The sequence below is a fragment of the Streptomyces sp. NPDC091387 genome, assembly GCF_044756945.1.
In the GTDB taxonomy this organism is placed as follows: Bacteria; Actinomycetota; Actinomycetes; order Streptomycetales; family Streptomycetaceae; genus Streptomyces.
Genome location: NZ_JBIVTZ010000011.1, coordinates 1 through 15,332 on the forward strand (window position 1 = coordinate 1; position 15,332 = coordinate 15,332).

Genomic DNA, 15,332 nt, shown 5'->3' on the forward strand with positions numbered 1-15,332 from the left:
GAGACGCCCCGGAGGGGCACCGAACCCCCACCCGCACGCCAGGCGCACCCCGCGGGGGCACCCGCACCAACCAGCCCGTCCGGCGATTGAGGACACAAACCCGCACCCCGGACCAGCGCACGCCAAGGACCCGCGCGCCCGCCCGGCCGAGGGCTACGCGTCGGGCTCGATCACCGTGAAGTACGCGGCGAACGCCGCCACCGCGTCCGCCTCCGCGACCCGCCCGTCCCGGTCCGCGTCCAGGCTCTGCGCGGCGAACGCCGCCGCGTCCGGGCTCGCGCCCAGCACCCGGAGCGCCCGCTCCACGGCAGGCACCGCGGCCGGAAGGCCCTCGTCCTGGGCGGCCACGGCGAGCGCCGCGCGCAGGAAGGGGCGGGCGATCTCCGCGAACCGGTCTGGGCTGTCCCGGAGCCGTTTCACCGCACCGCCGACGAACTCCGCGCGGTTGACGCGCTGGTCCCCGTCCACGTCCGCGATGCCCGCCATGCCCTGCCAGAACGCCTCGGCCCCGCTGTAGAGCGCCTGGCCCTTGTCGCAGCGGGCCGTCGTACCGAACTCGGCGAGCAGACGGGCCGCTGCGGCGTTGAAGTCCGCGCGATCGATGTACCCATTGCCGTCCTGGTCGAAGGCGGCGAAGCGGAATGCGATCTTGCGCTCATACTCTGCGCTGTCCATGCGGGGAGCGTACGACGCCCACGGCGTTCACGTGTCACTTACCGACTTCAGTACCGTGACGAGCGGTACGAATTCAGGCCGAGAGCGGCTGGGCCGCGTCGTCGACGGCCGAGTCCCAGTCGGGGTACACCTCGAACAGCCGGCGCACACCGAGCGCCGCGAGCACCCGGTTGACGTGGGACCCGTCCTCCGCGCCCCGGGCGGGCAGGATGAGCCGCAGCCGGCCCCCGCAGGAGCGCATCAGACGGCGGGAGGCGATCAGCACGCCGACGCCGCTGGAGTCGCAGAAGAAGACCTCGGAGAGATCGAGCACGACATCGTGGCGGCCGACGGCGACCGCGTCGTGGACGGACTGGCGGACCGCCGGTGAGGTCACGAGATCCAGTTCACCGCGAATGTGCAGCACGGTCCAGCCGCCCTGCTCGCTCTCGGCGACGCTCAGTGGCTTCCGGGAACGTTCCGGGGCCGGCCAGTGGGCGTGAGCGGCGGCAGCCGTGGGGTGGTTTCCAGGAGGGGATGGCTTTGTCACGCGACTGGGCCTCTCGTTCCGGGGATTCCGGGGAATTCGCGATCCGGAAGTTTGCGTTCCTCCTCGCGGCTGCCCCGGGGCACCCTCCATGAAACACCGCCTCCCCCCAGAAGGCACAGAAGGGTTTCAGGCAGAAAGGATCACTTCGGGTCTGATTCCTGCATCGCGGGGCCGCATTCCCTATCATCCAGGGCGCACGCGCGGACGTACTTGTCACAAAGAGCGTGCCTTGTCAGTACCGCCGACTACATTCGGTGTGACGAGGCGTACACGAAGACGGGCACAGGGCTGGGGGTCTCATGGCCAATAACGCACCACCCCGCTGGGACCGCATGATGCAGCAGCGGCTGGCACGCGGAGAGGCGTCCGCCCTCGGGGAGCTCTACGACCGGTTCGCCTCGCTCGTGCACAGCCAGGCCCACCGGATGCTCGACGACGAGAGCGCCGCGGACGTGGTGACCCGGGAGGTCTTCGGGTACGTGTGGGAGAACCCCGACGCCTACGACCCGAAGCAGGGTTCGATGCGGTCCTGGGTGGCCCGGCTCACCCACCGCCAGTCCGTGCGGCGGCTGCGCAGCACCGCCGCCGCCGAGACGTACGAGGACGTGGAGGACGGCGGGGTCCGCGCGGATCCGGCCGATCTGGAGGAACGGGTGCACCGGGCCACGGCCGCCGCCCGTGCCGACTACATCGTCGCGTCCATGCCCGCACCGCTGCGGGCCGCGCTGGAGCTCGCGTACATACAGCGGCGGGACTACCGGCAGACCGCGGCCGACCTCGGCGTCACAGAGGACGAGGCCCGTCGCCGGCTGCGGCTCGGGCTCCAGTTGCTGTCCACCGCCCACACCCGGCCGCTGGAGGGTTCCTCACCGCCCGGATACGGGCGGCGGCTGTGACCGACGACGCGGAAGGGCTCGACGGCGACGGCCGCGAGTGGAACAGTCAGGACGACGAGGTGCGGGGCGCCCGTCGCATACCGGGCCCGCGGGCAGCCGCGGACGACTTCGACTTGGGGCACGCAACGCCACCGCCATCGCCACCACCCGCGTCCCAGCCGGAATCCGTACCGCCGCGACCGGACCCGCCGGGCCCGCCGTCCCTGGTGCTCCCGCACCGTGTGCTGAAAGCCCTCCTCGGTGCGTGGGCGCTGGCCGCCTGCTCCGCGGAGGAGACCGAGGCGGTCGAGGCCCACCTCACGGAGTGCGCCCCCTGTGCGGACGAGGCGCTGCGGCTGCGCGACGCGGTCGGGCTGCTGCACACCGACACCAGTCTGGACCTCGATCCGCTGCTCCGGTCGCGGGTCCTGGAGAACTGCCTGAGCCGCCGGCCGGCCAAGATCCCGGTGCCGGGATGGGTGGGCCCGTACGACGCGGAGACCGCCCGTCTCGATGCGCTGCTGCGCGACATCGGCACCTCCGAGTGGCATGCCCCGGTGCGGCTGAAGTGGTTCGAGGGCGAGCGCGCGACCAACCGCAAGACGACGGTCGCCGGGGTCATCGGCCACCTGATGACCGTCGACGGGCTGGTCAGCACCGCCCTCGGCCTCGACGACCCGCTCGCCGACAGCGTTCCGGGCATTCCGCGCCGTGGCCCGGGACCGGCACTCGCGCCCACCGCGCGGACCGAGAGTTACTGGTCGGCCGCCCGGCGGCCGCCGACCCGCGCGGTCCGCGAGCCGTGGCGGGACCAGAGCCACACCCTCATCCGTACCGTGTCCTTCGCGGGCCGCGGTGTCTCCGATCTCTCCGTCTCCTACGGGGACTTCGCGCTGCCGTTGCAGGACGCCCTGCTGGACCGGGCCTTCGAGTGCTGGGTGCACGGCGGTGACATCGCGGAGGCGGTGAACTATCCGTACGAGCCGCCCTCCGCGGCCCATCTCCACCGCATGATCGACCTGGCGGCCCGGATGCTGCCCGCCGCCCTGGCGGAGCGGCGGCGGGCGGGGCTCGCCGGCCCGGTCCGCCATCTGGTGACGGCCGGTTCCCCGGGCCGCTCGCTCCATCTGGAGGTCGAGGGCCTGGGCGGTGGCGACTGGTACATCGCACTGGATTCACCGGCCGCGATCGGCTCCCCGGACCACGCGGTGGCGCAGGTCGCGCTGGACGGCACCGAGTTCTGCCAGTTGGTGGCGGGTCATGTGCTGCCCGTGGAGGCGGCGGCCGGCCAGCGCGGGGACCGCGAGGCGATCCAGGACGTGCTGCTCGCGGCGGCCTCGCTCAGCAGGCTGTGAGACCGGGCCGTCCGAGCGGCCCGGTCTACGGGAAGACGACGGTGCGGCGGCCGTTCAGCAGGATGCGCCGCTCGGCGTGCCACTTCACCGCGCGCGCCAGCGCCTGGCACTCGACGTCGCGCCCGACGGCGACCAGTTGGTCCGGCGTCACGCCGTGGCCCACCCGCTCCACCTCCTGCTCGATGATCGGCCCCTCGTCGAGGTCGGCCGTCACGTAGTGCGCTGTCGCACCGATCAGCTTCACGCCGCGGGCGTGCGCCTGGTGGTACGGCTTGGCGCCCTTGAAGCTCGGCAGGAACGAGTGGTGGATGTTGATGATCCGGCCGCTCAACTGCTTGCACAGATCGTCCGAGAGGACCTGCATGTAGCGGGCCAGCACGACCAGCTCCACGTCCTCCTCGCGGACCAGCTCCAGCAGCCGCGCCTCCGCCTCCGCCTTGTTGTCCCTGGTCACCGGGATGTGCCGGAAGGGCACGCCGTACGAGGCGACGAGCTCGGCGAAGTCCGTGTGGTTGGAGACGACCGCGGCGATCTCGACGGGCAGCGCCCCGCTCCGGGAGCGGAACAGCAGGTCGTTCAGGCAGTGGCCGAACTTGCTGACCATCAGCACGATCCGCATCCGGTCGGAGGACCGGTGGATCTGCCAGTCCATCCGGAAGGAGTCACCGATCGCGGCGAAGCTCGCCCGCAGCTTCTCCGCCGTCACCGGGTTGTCCGCCGAGAAGTGGACGCGCATGAAGAACAGACCCGTGTCGTGGTCCCCGAACTGCTGGCTGTCCTCGATATTGCAGCCGGTCATGAAGAGATAGCTCGACACGGCGTGCACGATGCCCTTTTTGTCCGGGCAGGAGAGCGTGAGGACGTACTGCTCGGACGCGGCGTCCGGGACAGCGGAGGCAACGGAATCGGCGGGCTGCGGCGCGGTCATCCCCGTAGGGTGCCACACCGCCCGGATCTCAGGCCGTTCTGGTCATGATGCGGAGCACGTCCAGTGAGCGCGGCTGCACATCGGGGTCCTCGCCGTCGTTCGAGGCGAGCAGCACATGGGCCTCGCGGGCGGCCCGGACGGCCTCCGGCCAGCCGTGGTGCTCCAGATAGGCCGACACCGGGGCGTCCGCGCCGACCTGGTGCATGATGCGCAGCACCCGCAGCACCGCGACGTCGACGAGGGCGGCCTCGCCGGAGTCCCGGAAGACCGTGCCGACGTACTTCTCGGCGGACCAGTTGTCGAGCCAGGTGTCCTCGACCAGGCGGTACACGGCGTCGGTGACGTCGCCGTATCCCTCCCGGCCGGCCAGCCAGCACTCGTGATGGAAGACGGGGTCGGAGAGCATGTGCAGCGCCGAGCGCACGTTGCTGCGCCAGCGCCACCACGGAATGTCGTTGAGCGGCATGCCGCCCATGGTGGAGGAGCGACGGCCGCGACGGGAAGTGTTCTCGGAACCTTGCTGCACAGCTGTCGATCGTACGTTCCCTTTCCGGCCTTCCGTGCGGCCCCCTGCAATTCACCCGGATGTCACCGAGCGTTGAACACGGCACACTGCGGCGTTACCCCGGGGCGGGGATCGTCTGTGCGCATGACCGGACGGCAACGCCCCATCGCTTCCCGCCCTTCGAGGCTGCTCATCAGCGCAGTGGCGGCCGGGGGCCTGCTGACGTCCGGCTGCGGTGCGCTCCCTGGGGTGTCGGGGGACTCCAGGGAGCCCGTCACCGTCGTCACCTGGGCGCCCAGCGGCGCCTCCGGCCCGGACGCGGCCAACAGGGCGGGCATGACCGCGATGGCGCAGGCGTACGCCCGCTGGGTCAACGGCAGCGGCGGGCTCGACGGGCACAGGCTGCGGGTGGTCACCTGCGACGAGGAGGACACCTCGGTCGGCGCGGGGAACTGCGCCCGGCGGGCCGTCGCGGAGAAGGCCGTCGCGGTCGTCGGCTCGTACAGCCGCCACGGGCGGGCGTTCATGGCGCCGCTGGAGGTGGCCGGGATTCCGTACATCGGCGGATACGGCGCCTCCGACGAGGAGTTCCGCAGCTATGCGTCCTACCCCGTGACCGGCGGCCAGTCCGCGCTGCTGGCGGGCAACGCCAAGCAACTGGCCCGCAGGTGCGACCGGGTCTCGCTGGTGCGGCCGGACACGCTGGGCGGCGACGGGCAGTCCTGGCTCCTGAAGACCGGTCTCACCGAGGCGCGGCGGCCCGCGCCGGTCGACATCCGGGCGGCGGAGACGGCCACTTCGTACGACGACTCGGCCGGCCGGGCGCTGGACGCGGCGGGCGCGGCCGGCGGATGCGTGACGGCCGTGCTCGGCGACCGCACGGAGACCTTCTTCGACTCCTTCCGCCGGCTGGAGCCACCGGACGCGGCGGTCAGGATCTCCTCGGTGCTCGGCAGCGTGGGCCAGCCGCTCATCGACCGCACCGGCGGCCGCGACAGCCCGTTCGAGGGCGCGTACGTCACCGGCTGGTACCCGGACTCGGGCGACGCCCGCTGGAACCGGATGCGGCAGGTGATCCGCGAGCACGCCTTCGACGACAACCGGATCGACCCGGACGACACGGGCGTGCAGACCACCTGGATCGCCTACACCGCACTGAGGTCGATCGTCGAGTCCCTGCACGAGCCGGGGATCACCGCATGGAAGATCACCAAGGCCCTCGACAAGGGCATCCGCGTCGACACCGGCGGCCTCACCCCCGAGCTCCGCTGGCGCTACGAGGACATGCTCGGCTCGGACGCGTACCCGCGCATCGTGAACAGCAAGGTGACGTTCCAGATCGTGCGCGACGGCAAGCTGGTCGCCGACAAGAAGGGCTTCGTGGACGTGACGAAGACCCTCGCGGACGCGAGCGCGACCGGCTGAGAGGGGGTGGGCGGACCCGGCCCACCCCCTCTCACCGCCGTGCTCAGAGCGCGGTGGCCTCGCGCTCGGTCAGGCCGTACTTCTTCGCGATGGTGTTCCACAGCCCGGACGCCTCGCGCTTGGCCTTGCTCGCCTCGCCGCTCCGCACGTTGCCCTGCTCCTTCTGCGGGGTCGAACGGGCCGTGCCGTGCTTGCAGACCTTCTTGCTCTTGGCCTGCTCGGCCCAGGCCGCGTAGTGGTCGTCGGCGGACGCGGACGCCTGCCAGGCCCTGGTGAGCGAGGCGGTCAGCCGGCCGTTGTCCGGCAGCTTGTCGACCGACAGGTCCTTGAGCCGGGTGACCAGGTCGCGGCGCTGCTGGGCGGCGCCCTTCAGATCCGCCACGGCCTGGTCCAGGTCGGTGCAGGTCTTGGTCTTCTCCACCGCGTTGATGACCGCGGACCGGCTGTTGTTACTGTCCGCGAGGAGCTTGTCCAGCTCCTCGGCCTGCGGCTTCGCCGGGTCGGCCGGGGCCTCTTCGGAGGACTCCGCGGCGGGTGAACTCGCGGAGGCCACCGGCTGCTTGCTGTCCTTGTCGTCGCCTCCGCCACTCAGCAGCGCCCCCGCGCCGAGCCCGATCACGGCACAGCCGACGACGACGGCGGCGATCAGCGGGACGTGCGCGGGCCGCTTGCGCCGCTCGTCACGCCCCTCCGGCGGCAGACCGCCCTCGGGACCGCTGTACGCGGGCGGCTGCTGGTACGCCTGCGGGGGCTGCTGGGAGCCCTGGTGCTGCGGGGGCATCTGCTGCGCGGGGTCGAAGCGGGGCATCTGCTGCGTGGAGCCGGCGGGCTCGTCGCTCCGGAAGAGGTTGTCGAACTCGGCGGGCGGCGGCCGCTCACCCGGGGTCCCGGGCCTGATGCCGTAGGGCGCGCCACCGGGCACCGGAGGTATGAACTGGGTCGCGTCGGAGTCCTGGCCGCCCTGCGCGGGCGGTGCGGCGTGGCCACCGGACGGCGGCTGCTGGTACCCCTGCTGCTGTCCTTGGCCCAGGTACCGGGTCGACTCCGCGGGGTTCTCCGGCGGCAGCCCGCCCGGCGCGGGGCCCGAGGGCACCGGCGCGATGTACTGCGTGGCGTCCGCGTCCCCGCCCATGCTCATGCCGGGCACCGCCTCGGGCGGCAGCGGCTGGGCGTACGGGCCCTGCTGCTGGGCGGGCGGCAGCGGCTGCGGCGACTGGCCGTACGCCGGTCCCTGGTACCCCTGCTGGTGCCCCTGCGGCCCGTGCTGCTGCTCCTGGCCGTACGCCGGTGCCTGCTGGTCCTGCCCGTACTGCCCCTGGTCGTACGGCCCCTGCTGCTGCCCGTAGTCGGGCGAGGGCTGCCGGCCGTACGCGGGCGCCTGCTGGTCCTGCCCGTACGGGCCCTGCCCTTCTCCCGGTGCCTGGCCCTGTGGCGCCTGTGGGCCCCAGGACTGGCCCCACGGCTGCCCTTCCGCGGGGGCCGACTGGTCCGCGGGTCCCCCCGGTGTCCAGGGCTCGCCACCCCCCGCGGGCAGCACGACACCCTCGTGCGCGGGTCGTACAGCAGGGAGGTGCTGCTCGTCGCCCTGTCCGCTCTGTGTCACCGGGACTCCTACGTGTGTACCTATGGAATCGTCGGCTCACGCTATCGGGTGGTTGCCGCCGTTCGCCAAGCGCGTGAGGTCACTCACTTCCCCTTCGCACCGGCTGTAACATCCAGCGGCCTCAGGACGCAGTTATGGGGCAGCCGGACACCACCCGCCGCTCGGGCGGCCGGTACGGGCCCCGGCCGCACCTCCTCGGATCAGGCCGCCTGGAGCTCCAGACGGGCGCCGAACTCCCGTACCGCGGGCTCGTCCCCGTACGGCACGAGCCGCTGTTGCAGATCCTCCAGATACTCCGCGCCCCGGCTGGAGCGCACCGAGCTCAGCAGCTCCATGGCCCGCGTTCCCGTGTGGCAGGCCTGCTCCACGTCGCGCAACTGCACCTGTGCCGAGGCCAGCAGCGCCAGTCCGATGCCGCGCCGGCGGGCGCGGGACTCCGGGTGGCCGTCCAGGGACTCCTTCGCCCGGCGCGCGGCCGCCTCCGCCTGGCCGAGGTCGCGGTGGCAGTGGGCCAGTTCGTCGGCCAGATAGGCGTGGTCGAAGTGCGCGATCCAGTCGGGATCGTCACCGCTGTCCGGATCGGCGCGGTCCAGCGCCGCCTGCGCCAGGCCCGCCACCGACTGACAGGTGCCGGCGTCGCCGAGGAGGGCGTGGCCGCGCGCCTCCGCGGCGTAGAACATCGCCTCCGCCCTCGGTGTGACCCGTCCGCGCGCACCCTCCTGCGCGGCCCTGGCCAGTTGGGCGATCTCGCGCGGATTGCCGAGCTGGGCCGCGAGATGGCTCATCGACGCGGCCAGCACATAGCCGCCGTAGGCGCGGTCGCCCGCCGCCTGCGCCAGCCGCAGCGCCTGGATGTAGTAGCGCTGGGCCAGCCCCGGCTGACCCGTGTCGATCGCCATGTACCCGGCGAGCTCGGTGAGTCGGGCGACCGCGGCGAACAGCTGCCGCCCGGTCGATTCGCGGTACGCACCCGAAAGCAGCCCGGAGACCACGCTGTTCAGGTAGTGCACCAGGACCGGCCGCACATGGCCGCTGCCGAAGCGGTGGTCGAGGTCGACCAGCGCGGCCGTCATGGCCCGCACCGCCTCCACGTCCGGCATCCCGACCCGGGCCCCGGCCGTCCGCGCGACCTGCGGGTCCGCGCCGCTGATCAGCCAGTCCCGGCTGGGTTCGACCAGTGCGGAGGAGGCCACCGCGGAGCCCGTGAGGAAGTCGCGGCGGCCGACGTCGCTGCGCCACAGCTCGCAGACCTGCTCGATCGCCCCGATCACCGTCGGGGCGAACTGCAGACCCACGCCGGAGGCGAGGTTCTTGCCGTTGGCCATCCCGATCTCGTCGATCGTGACCGTACGGCCGAGCTTGCGGCCGAGCGCCTCGGCGATGATGCCCGGCGCCCTGCCGCGCGGCTGCTGTCCGCGCAGCCAGCGGGCCACCGACGTCTTGTCGTAGCGGAGGTCGAGCCCGCGTTCGGCCCCGACCATGTTGACGCGCCGGGCTAGGCCCGCGTTGGAGCATCCGGCTTCCTGAATAAGCGCCTGAAGCCGTTCGTTCGGCTGGCGTGCGACGAGAGGCCTGGCTGCCATGTTTGTCCCCCTGAGGCCGCAGTGATCATTGCGGGATCACTGCCCGACATATGACTGAGAAATGCACCGATTCATCGTGTTGGTCACTTTCACGGCGTCTTGCATCTTTCGTCACAGCAAGCGCCCTAGGATGAGAGACGAACTGTGCCGGAATTCCCGTATCTGGTTACCCCTCCTTCGCCGTGACGCCTACCGCGCGCCCCCGCCCATGCCTCGATGCGCCCCGCATGACGGCCGCGAAGCGCCCTCAACCGCCCGCACTCCCGCCCGTAACCCCAGGTGGTGGGGGCAGTTGTGCTGTGCGTGGAAGAGCCCATCGGAGTCAAGGAAGCCGCGCAGGTCCCCCAGCAGCGAGCCGAGCCGCTGCTCGACGCCGCCGTGCGGTACACCGAGGAGCGGCACTGGGACGTGTGCCCCGGCACCTGGCTGGAACCGGCCGACGGGACGGAGTGGTGCTCGTGCGGCGAGGCCCGCTGCACCGCTCCCGGCGCCCATCCCACCCGGGCCGACTGGACGGGCCAGGCCACCGGAAGCGGCGCGGCGGCCCACCGGATGTGGTCCCAACACCCCAGGGCGGCGATCCTGTTGCCGACCGGACGCGCCTTCGACGCGATCGACGTCCCGGAGTCGGCCGGCTTCCTGGCACTGGCACGGATGGAGCGGCTGAGCCTGCCGCTCGGGCCGGTCACCCGCACCCCCGACCGCCGGATGCAGTTCCTCGTCCTGCCGGGCGCCGCCGCCAAGGCGGACGGGCTGGTGCGGCGGCTGGGCTGGAGCGCCGCCGCGATCGATCTGCGGGGCCGCGGCGAGGGCCACTACGTGACGGCACCGCCGACCCGGGTCGGCGGCAGCGGCGCGGTGCAATGGGCCCGCCGCCCCACCACCGCCAACCGCTGGCTGCCCGAGGTGGAGGAGCTCATCAGCCCGCTCGCCTACGCCTGCGGCAGGGAAGCAGCCGACGCGCGGACCCGCCTTTCGTAGGGTGGCCCCCACAGACGGGGACTTCGAAGGGCGTGCACGATGCCGGACCGGCGCGAGACCGACAGAGCAGAGCAGGCCCCCGAGGCGGACACACCGCGGGTGACGCCCCCCGCGGTGCGCGTGGAGGGGCTCTGGAAACGGTTCGGCGAGCAGACCGCGGTGGCCGGAATCGATCTGGAGCTGCCCGCCGGCAAGTTCATCGGTCTGGTGGGTCCCAACGGTGCGGGCAAGACCACCACCCTGTCCATGGTCACCGGGCTGCTCCGCCCGGACATGGGCCGGATCGAGGTCGGCGGACGGGATGTCTGGCGCGATCCGGTCGAGGTGAAGTCCCGGATCGGGGTCCTGCCCGAGGGCCTGCGGCTCTTCGAGCGCCTCTCGGGACGTGAACTGCTCGGCTACACCGGCCGGTTGCGCGGGCTGCCGGGTCCGGAGACGGACAGCCGGGCCACCCAGCTCCTGGACGTCCTGGATCTGGCGGGCGCCCAGCACAAGCTGGTCGTCGACTACTCGACCGGCATGAGGAAGAAGATCGGGCTGGCGGCGGCGCTGCTGCACAATCCCGAAGTCCTCTTCCTGGACGAGCCGTTCGAGGGAGTCGACCCGGTCTCCGCGCAGACCATCCGCGGGGTACTGGAGCGCTACACCCGCTCCGGGGCGACCGTCATCTTCTCCAGCCATGTGATGGAGCTCGTCGAGTCGCTCTGCGACTGGGTGGCCGTCATGGCGGCCGGCCGCATCCGGTCCCAGGGCACCCTGGCGCAGGTGCGCGGCGACGCGCCCTCGCTCCAGGACGCCTTCCTGGAGCTCGTCGGCGCGGGCGGCCGCGACAACGGTGACGCCCTGGACTGGCTGGGCGGCACCCGATGAGCGTCCTCGACGCCCCGGCGGGATCCGGGCCCCGGACGGGCGGCATGGACGGTACGGCCCTGGTCCCCGTCTTCGTACGGCTCAAGCTCACCCTGCTGCGCAACGGGCTGCGGCAGTCGGCCGGCCGGCGGGCCGCGTACATCGCGTCCGTCGTCGTGACCCTGCTGATCGCCGCGGGCCAGCTGATCGGGCTGATCGCGCTGCGCGGCAACGCCCACGCGGAATCGCTCGTCGTACTGCTGGCCGCGGTGCTGGCGCTCGGCTGGGCCGTGATGCCGCTGTTCTTCGCCGCCGGGGACGAGACCCTCGACCCGAGCCGGCTGGTGATGCTGCCGCTGCGGCCGAGGCCCCTGATCGCCGCGCTGCTGATGGCCTCGCTGGTCGGGATCGGCCCGCTGTTCACGCTCTGCCTGACGGCCGGTTCGGTGATCGCGCTGGCCCATGGGGCGGGCGCGGCGGTGTTCGCGGTCGTGGCGGCCCCGCTGACCCTGCTGGTCTGCGTGGCGCTGGCACGGACCGTCGCCACGGCCAACAGCCGGCTGCTGACCTCGCGCAAGGGCCGCGATCTGGCGGTGCTCAGCGGACTGGTGATCGCGGTGGGCATCCAGGCCGTCAACTTCGGGGCCCAGCGGCTCGGCCGGGCGGGCGGCCTCTCCGCGCTGGACCCGGCCGCGGACGTGGTGCGCTGGCTGCCGCCCGCTTCGGCGATCGGCTCCGTGGAGTCCGCGTCCCAGGGCTCGTACGGCCGGGCAGCCGTTCAGCTGCTGCTCTCCGTGGCGGCGCTGGCCCTGCTGGTGTGGCTGTGGCAGCGCAGCCTGGTGAAGCTGATGACGGCGCCGGACGGCTCGACGCTCGCCGCCGCGGAGCCGAACCGCGCGAAGCCGGGTTCGCGCGGCTCCGGCCTGTGGGCGCTGTTCCCGGAGGGGCGCACCGGGACGGTGATGCAGCGCAGCCTGCGGTACGTCGCACGGGACCCGAAGACCAAGGCCGCGTGGGTGACGGCGCTGGCGATCGGGCTGATCGTGCCGCTGCTCAACGCCTTGCAGGGCACCGGTTCCGTCTACTTCGCCTGCTTCGCCGCCGGGATGCTCGGCATTCAGATGTACAACCAGTTCGGGCAGGACACCTCCGCGTTCTGGATGGTGGCCGCGGCGATCTCCTCGACCCGGGACGCGTACCTGGAACTGCGGGCGCGCGCCCTGGCGTTGCTGTTGATCACCCTTCCCTACACGGTGCTGGTGACGGTGCTGACGTGCGCGGTGCTCGGGGACTGGGGGGCGCTGCCGGGGGTCATGGGGCTGTCGTTCGCGCTGCTGGGCGCGATGCTGGCGACGGGCGCGGTGGCCTCGGCGAACTTCCCGTACTCGATCCCGCAGGACGGCGCGTTCAAGAACGTGGCGCCCGGTCAGGCCGGGCTCGCCTGGATCTCGATCTTCGGCGGCATGGTCTCGGCCGCGCTGCTGTGCGCGCCGGTGATCGGCGCGACGATCTGGCTGCATCTCGCCGGTGCGGAGGAGTGGCTGTGGCTGCTGTTGCCGGTGGGTGGTGCGTACGGGGCGCTGATCGCCTGGGCCGGACTGCGGGTGGCGGCGCCCCGTACGGCGGACCGGCTGCCGGAGATCCTGGCGGCGGTCAGCAAGGGGTGACGGACGGGGCTCCGGGGTTCCCGTGCTCCGGATCCCTACGGAGCCACCGGCTCCCGGTCGTCGCGGTTGTCCTCGGCCAGCTGCTCCAGGAAGGGTTCGACCGCGGCGCGCCAGCCCTCCGGCTGGTCGTAGTGGACGAGGTGGCCCGCGTCGGCCACCTCCGCGTACTGCCCGCGCGGCAGCACCCGGACCATCTCCTGGGCCTCCGCCCGGCCCAGCTCGCCGTCGAGGCCCCGGAGCACCAGGGTCGGGCAGCCGACCTGGGCCAGCTCCTCCCAGTGCGCCTCGAGGACCCAGGTGGCGCGGGTCCGGAGCATCTGCCGGCGGGAGAAGACGGGCCGCCAGCCGTCGCCGCGCTCGGCCATCACCTCGGCGAAGAACTCGCCGCGCGACGGGTTGGGCCGCTCCACCCACGGGTCGTCCTCGCCGAACCACTTCCGTACGTCGGACAGCGTCGCGAACGGCACCGGCCAGGACGTGAACCAGTCCTCCCACTCCCGCTGCGAGGCCGCCCCCAGCGCGGAGGCCCGCATGTCGCAGATGACCAGCCCGCGGACGAGGTCGGGGCGCTTGGCGGCGAGCTGCCAGGCGGTGAGTGCCCCCATGGCGTGCCCGACGAGGGTCACGGGGCCGAGGTCGAGCTGTTCGATCGCGGCCTCGGCGTCGGCCACGTACACGTCGCGCGTGTACGGGCCGTCGGCCGGCTTGTCGCTGCGGCCGTGGCCGCGCTGGTCGAGGCCGACCGCGCGGTGCCGCTCGGCGAGCCAGCGGGTGGTGGAGGCCCAGTGCGAGGCCCGGCCCATCAGGCCGTGAAGCATTAAGACGCCGGGGGCGCGTTCGCTCTCCGCGCGCTCCTTGGGCGGATCGGCGAACTCCCAGGCCGCGAGGCGTACGCCGTCGCTTCCGGTCACATCGATGCGCCGCACCATATGTTCTGGCACCCCCTTCTGGTCCCTCGATCACCACGTGGTCGCGTCCCGCCAGAGTATCGAACTCTTATTCGAAAACTGGCTTCCGGCACACAACACCGCTCGTTCGAGTGACCGCTTCCAAGGATTGACGTCGGCCCCTGAGGGGAGATCTTCTCCGGGAGGCGGGCCACTCGGGGATGAGGGCCCGCAGGGACCGACCTGAAGAGCTCGGGGCTCCAGGTCGGAACAGGGGAGGACAGGCCCCGGCGCTGTGAGGCGCCGGGGCCATCCATCGTTCACGGGGCCCTGGACCGGGGCCGGGCGCGGGCGTGGGTGCGTGTCTCATCCGGTGCGCAGGCCGGACCTGCCAGCACGACGGGCGCATACCCTGCTCCCCTCCCCGACCGCGCGGCCAGGTGGCCGACACTCTCAGGTATCCCTCAGCCACAGCCTGGCACGCGATCCGTCCGAGCGCTGCAATTCCGGCCGGAAAAACGGGGAGGAGACGGCGGCGGCCGGTGCCCGGCACCGCCTGGGGGCGTGAACCGGACACCGGCCGCCTGCCGCTCGGTGCTTGCCGGCGCATGGGCGCGCGGCGGTGAATCAGTACGTGGCGACGCCTCAGCGCTTGGCGACGAAGACGTGCGACGCCACCTCGGTGTCCAGCTCCGCCGCCTCCCCGCTGCTGCCGACCAGCACTCCGCCGGGCGACTCCGTCACGCTGACCACGGAACCGGGCTGCACGCCCGCCCGCCGCAGCGTGTACATCAGCTGGGCGTCCGTCTGGATCGGCTCACCGATCCGGCGGACCACCACGGTCTTGCCCTCGGCGCCCGGGTCGAGATCCGACAGGCTGACCATGCCCTCGTCGAGGAACGGATCGGCCTCGGCCTTCTCGCCCAGCTCCTCCAGGCCCGGAATCGGATTCCCGTACGGGGACTCCGTCGGGTGGCGCAGCAGCTCCAGCACCCGCCGCTCCACCGCTTCGCTCATCACGTGTTCCCAGCGGCATGCCTCGGCGTGGACCTGCTCCCACTCCAGGCCGATCACGTCGACGAGCAGGCACTCGGCGAGCCGGTGCTTGCGCATCACGCGGGTCGCCAGTCGGCGCCCTTCCTCCGTCAGCTCCAGATGCCGGTCGCCCGCGACCTGAACCAGGCCGTCGCGCTCCATGCGCGCCACCGTCTGGCTGACCGTCGGACCGCTCTGGTCCAGCCGTTCCGCGATCCGGGCGCGCATGGGGACCACGCCTTCCTCTTCGAGTTCGAGGATGGTGCGGAGATACATCTCCGTTGTGTCGATCAGTCCGGACATTCGTGCCCCTCGATGCAATCGTGCGCTGGCCCTCACCCAATTCTGACCCATACCACCGACAACCGTGCCTCGTCGGTCCGATGCGGTGCATCGGAGTGGGCCGGAGCGCCCCTCGCGGTATTGACATGTCAC

Annotated in this window: 14 protein-coding genes; 6 read left to right on the top strand and 8 right to left on the bottom strand. The window is 72.2% G+C overall.

Features of this window, described 5'->3' with window-relative positions:
* Positions 1 to 153: 153 nt before the first annotated feature.
* Positions 154 to 675: an EF-hand domain-containing protein gene (locus ACIQM0_RS22800; RefSeq protein WP_401289487.1), complete on the bottom strand. Its 522-nt coding sequence runs from the start codon at positions 673 to 675 to the stop codon at positions 154 to 156.
* Between the two features lie 73 nt (positions 676 to 748).
* Positions 749 to 1,117: an STAS domain-containing protein gene (locus ACIQM0_RS22805; protein ID WP_363024469.1), complete on the bottom strand. Its 369-nt coding sequence runs from the start codon at positions 1,115 to 1,117 to the stop codon at positions 749 to 751.
* Positions 1,118 to 1,503: 386 nt separating this feature from the next.
* Between ACIQM0_RS22805 and ACIQM0_RS22810 the strand changes: the two genes are divergently transcribed.
* Together ACIQM0_RS22810 and ACIQM0_RS22815 are read left to right on the top strand one after the other, a co-directional pair.
* Positions 1,504 to 2,100, top strand: a complete 597-nt coding sequence (locus ACIQM0_RS22810) for an RNA polymerase sigma factor (protein WP_401289490.1) — start codon at positions 1,504 to 1,506, stop codon at positions 2,098 to 2,100.
* Positions 2,097 to 3,434: a zf-HC2 domain-containing protein gene (locus ACIQM0_RS22815; protein WP_401289493.1), complete on the top strand. Its 1,338-nt coding sequence runs from the start codon at positions 2,097 to 2,099 to the stop codon at positions 3,432 to 3,434. Before ACIQM0_RS22810 ends, ACIQM0_RS22815 begins: the two co-directional genes overlap by 4 nt.
* A 25-nt stretch (positions 3,435 to 3,459) precedes the next feature.
* Here the strand turns inward: ACIQM0_RS22815 and purU are convergent, their stop codons facing one another.
* Together purU and ACIQM0_RS22825 are read right to left on the bottom strand one after the other, a co-directional pair.
* The gene (gene purU, locus ACIQM0_RS22820; protein WP_401289495.1) at positions 3,460 to 4,362 is read right to left on the bottom strand and encodes a formyltetrahydrofolate deformylase; all 903 of its coding nucleotides are present in this window, start codon (positions 4,360 to 4,362) and stop codon (positions 3,460 to 3,462) included.
* Positions 4,363 to 4,390: 28 nt separating this feature from the next.
* A complete protein-coding gene (locus tag ACIQM0_RS22825; RefSeq protein ID WP_401290187.1) occupies positions 4,391 to 4,837 on the bottom strand; it encodes a hypothetical protein in 447 nt (148 codons plus the stop codon).
* 174 nt (positions 4,838 to 5,011) lie between these two features.
* On the opposite strand from ACIQM0_RS22825, the gene ACIQM0_RS22830 reads away from it, so the two are divergent.
* Positions 5,012 to 6,292, top strand: a complete 1,281-nt coding sequence (locus ACIQM0_RS22830; protein WP_401289498.1) for an ABC transporter substrate-binding protein — start codon at positions 5,012 to 5,014, stop codon at positions 6,290 to 6,292.
* Between the two features lie 43 nt (positions 6,293 to 6,335).
* Here the strand turns inward: ACIQM0_RS22830 and ACIQM0_RS22835 are convergent, their stop codons facing one another.
* Both ACIQM0_RS22835 and ACIQM0_RS22840 read right to left on the bottom strand, forming a co-directional pair.
* Positions 6,336 to 7,829, bottom strand: a complete 1,494-nt coding sequence (locus ACIQM0_RS22835; protein WP_401290190.1) for a hypothetical protein — start codon at positions 7,827 to 7,829, stop codon at positions 6,336 to 6,338.
* 266 nt (positions 7,830 to 8,095) lie between these two features.
* Positions 8,096 to 9,478, bottom strand: coding sequence for a transcriptional regulator (locus tag ACIQM0_RS22840; RefSeq protein ID WP_401289500.1), 1,383 nt, complete (start codon positions 9,476 to 9,478; stop codon positions 8,096 to 8,098).
* Positions 9,479 to 9,772: 294 nt separating this feature from the next.
* Here ACIQM0_RS22840 and ACIQM0_RS22845 point away from each other — a divergent pair, with 294 nt between their 5' ends.
* From ACIQM0_RS22845 to ACIQM0_RS22855, 3 genes are read left to right on the top strand one after another with little or no spacing between them, the layout of a single operon-like run.
* Positions 9,773 to 10,459, top strand: a complete 687-nt coding sequence (locus ACIQM0_RS22845) for a bifunctional DNA primase/polymerase (protein WP_401290191.1) — start codon at positions 9,773 to 9,775, stop codon at positions 10,457 to 10,459.
* Positions 10,460 to 10,498: 39 nt separating this feature from the next.
* On the top strand, positions 10,499 to 11,329 hold the full coding sequence (locus ACIQM0_RS22850; RefSeq protein WP_363024190.1) for an ABC transporter ATP-binding protein: 831 nt from the start codon (positions 10,499 to 10,501) through the stop codon (positions 11,327 to 11,329).
* Positions 11,326 to 12,975, top strand: a complete 1,650-nt coding sequence (locus ACIQM0_RS22855) for a transporter (RefSeq protein ID WP_401289504.1) — start codon at positions 11,326 to 11,328, stop codon at positions 12,973 to 12,975. The genes ACIQM0_RS22850 and ACIQM0_RS22855 overlap by 4 nt, the downstream gene beginning before the upstream one ends.
* A gap of 35 nt (positions 12,976 to 13,010) precedes the next feature.
* Here ACIQM0_RS22855 and ACIQM0_RS22860 read toward each other — a convergent pair whose 3' ends face one another.
* Positions 13,011 to 13,904 carry an alpha/beta fold hydrolase gene (locus ACIQM0_RS22860; RefSeq protein WP_401290194.1) on the bottom strand — a complete coding sequence of 298 codons (894 nt, stop codon included), beginning with the start codon at positions 13,902 to 13,904 and terminating at the stop codon, positions 13,011 to 13,013.
* Positions 13,905 to 14,507: 603 nt separating this feature from the next.
* The gene (locus ACIQM0_RS22865; protein ID WP_363024186.1) at positions 14,508 to 15,200 is read right to left on the bottom strand and encodes a metal-dependent transcriptional regulator; all 693 of its coding nucleotides are present in this window, start codon (positions 15,198 to 15,200) and stop codon (positions 14,508 to 14,510) included.
* Between the last annotated feature and the right edge of the window lie 132 nt (positions 15,201 to 15,332).

Bases quoted from the DNA above. Each gene is read 5' to 3' on its own strand.
- ACIQM0_RS22800 (WP_401289487.1), bottom strand. From the start codon at position 675: ATGGACAGCGCAGAGTATGAGCGCAAGATCGCATTCCGCTTCGCCGCC.
- ACIQM0_RS22810 (WP_401289490.1), top strand. From the start codon at position 1,504: ATGGCCAATAACGCACCACCCCGCTGGGACCGCATGATGCAGCAGCGG.
- purU (WP_401289495.1), bottom strand. From the start codon at position 4,362: ATGACCGCGCCGCAGCCCGCCGATTCCGTTGCCTCCGCTGTCCCGGAC.
- ACIQM0_RS22825 (WP_401290187.1), bottom strand. From the start codon at position 4,837: ATGGGCGGCATGCCGCTCAACGACATTCCGTGGTGGCGCTGGCGCAGC.
- ACIQM0_RS22830 (WP_401289498.1), top strand. From the start codon at position 5,012: ATGACCGGACGGCAACGCCCCATCGCTTCCCGCCCTTCGAGGCTGCTC.
- ACIQM0_RS22840 (WP_401289500.1), bottom strand. From the start codon at position 9,478: ATGGCAGCCAGGCCTCTCGTCGCACGCCAGCCGAACGAACGGCTTCAG.
- ACIQM0_RS22850 (WP_363024190.1), top strand. From the start codon at position 10,499: ATGCCGGACCGGCGCGAGACCGACAGAGCAGAGCAGGCCCCCGAGGCG.
- ACIQM0_RS22855 (WP_401289504.1), top strand. From the start codon at position 11,326: ATGAGCGTCCTCGACGCCCCGGCGGGATCCGGGCCCCGGACGGGCGGC.
- ACIQM0_RS22860 (WP_401290194.1), bottom strand. From the start codon at position 13,904: ATGGTGCGGCGCATCGATGTGACCGGAAGCGACGGCGTACGCCTCGCG.
- ACIQM0_RS22865 (WP_363024186.1), bottom strand. From the start codon at position 15,200: ATGTCCGGACTGATCGACACAACGGAGATGTATCTCCGCACCATCCTC.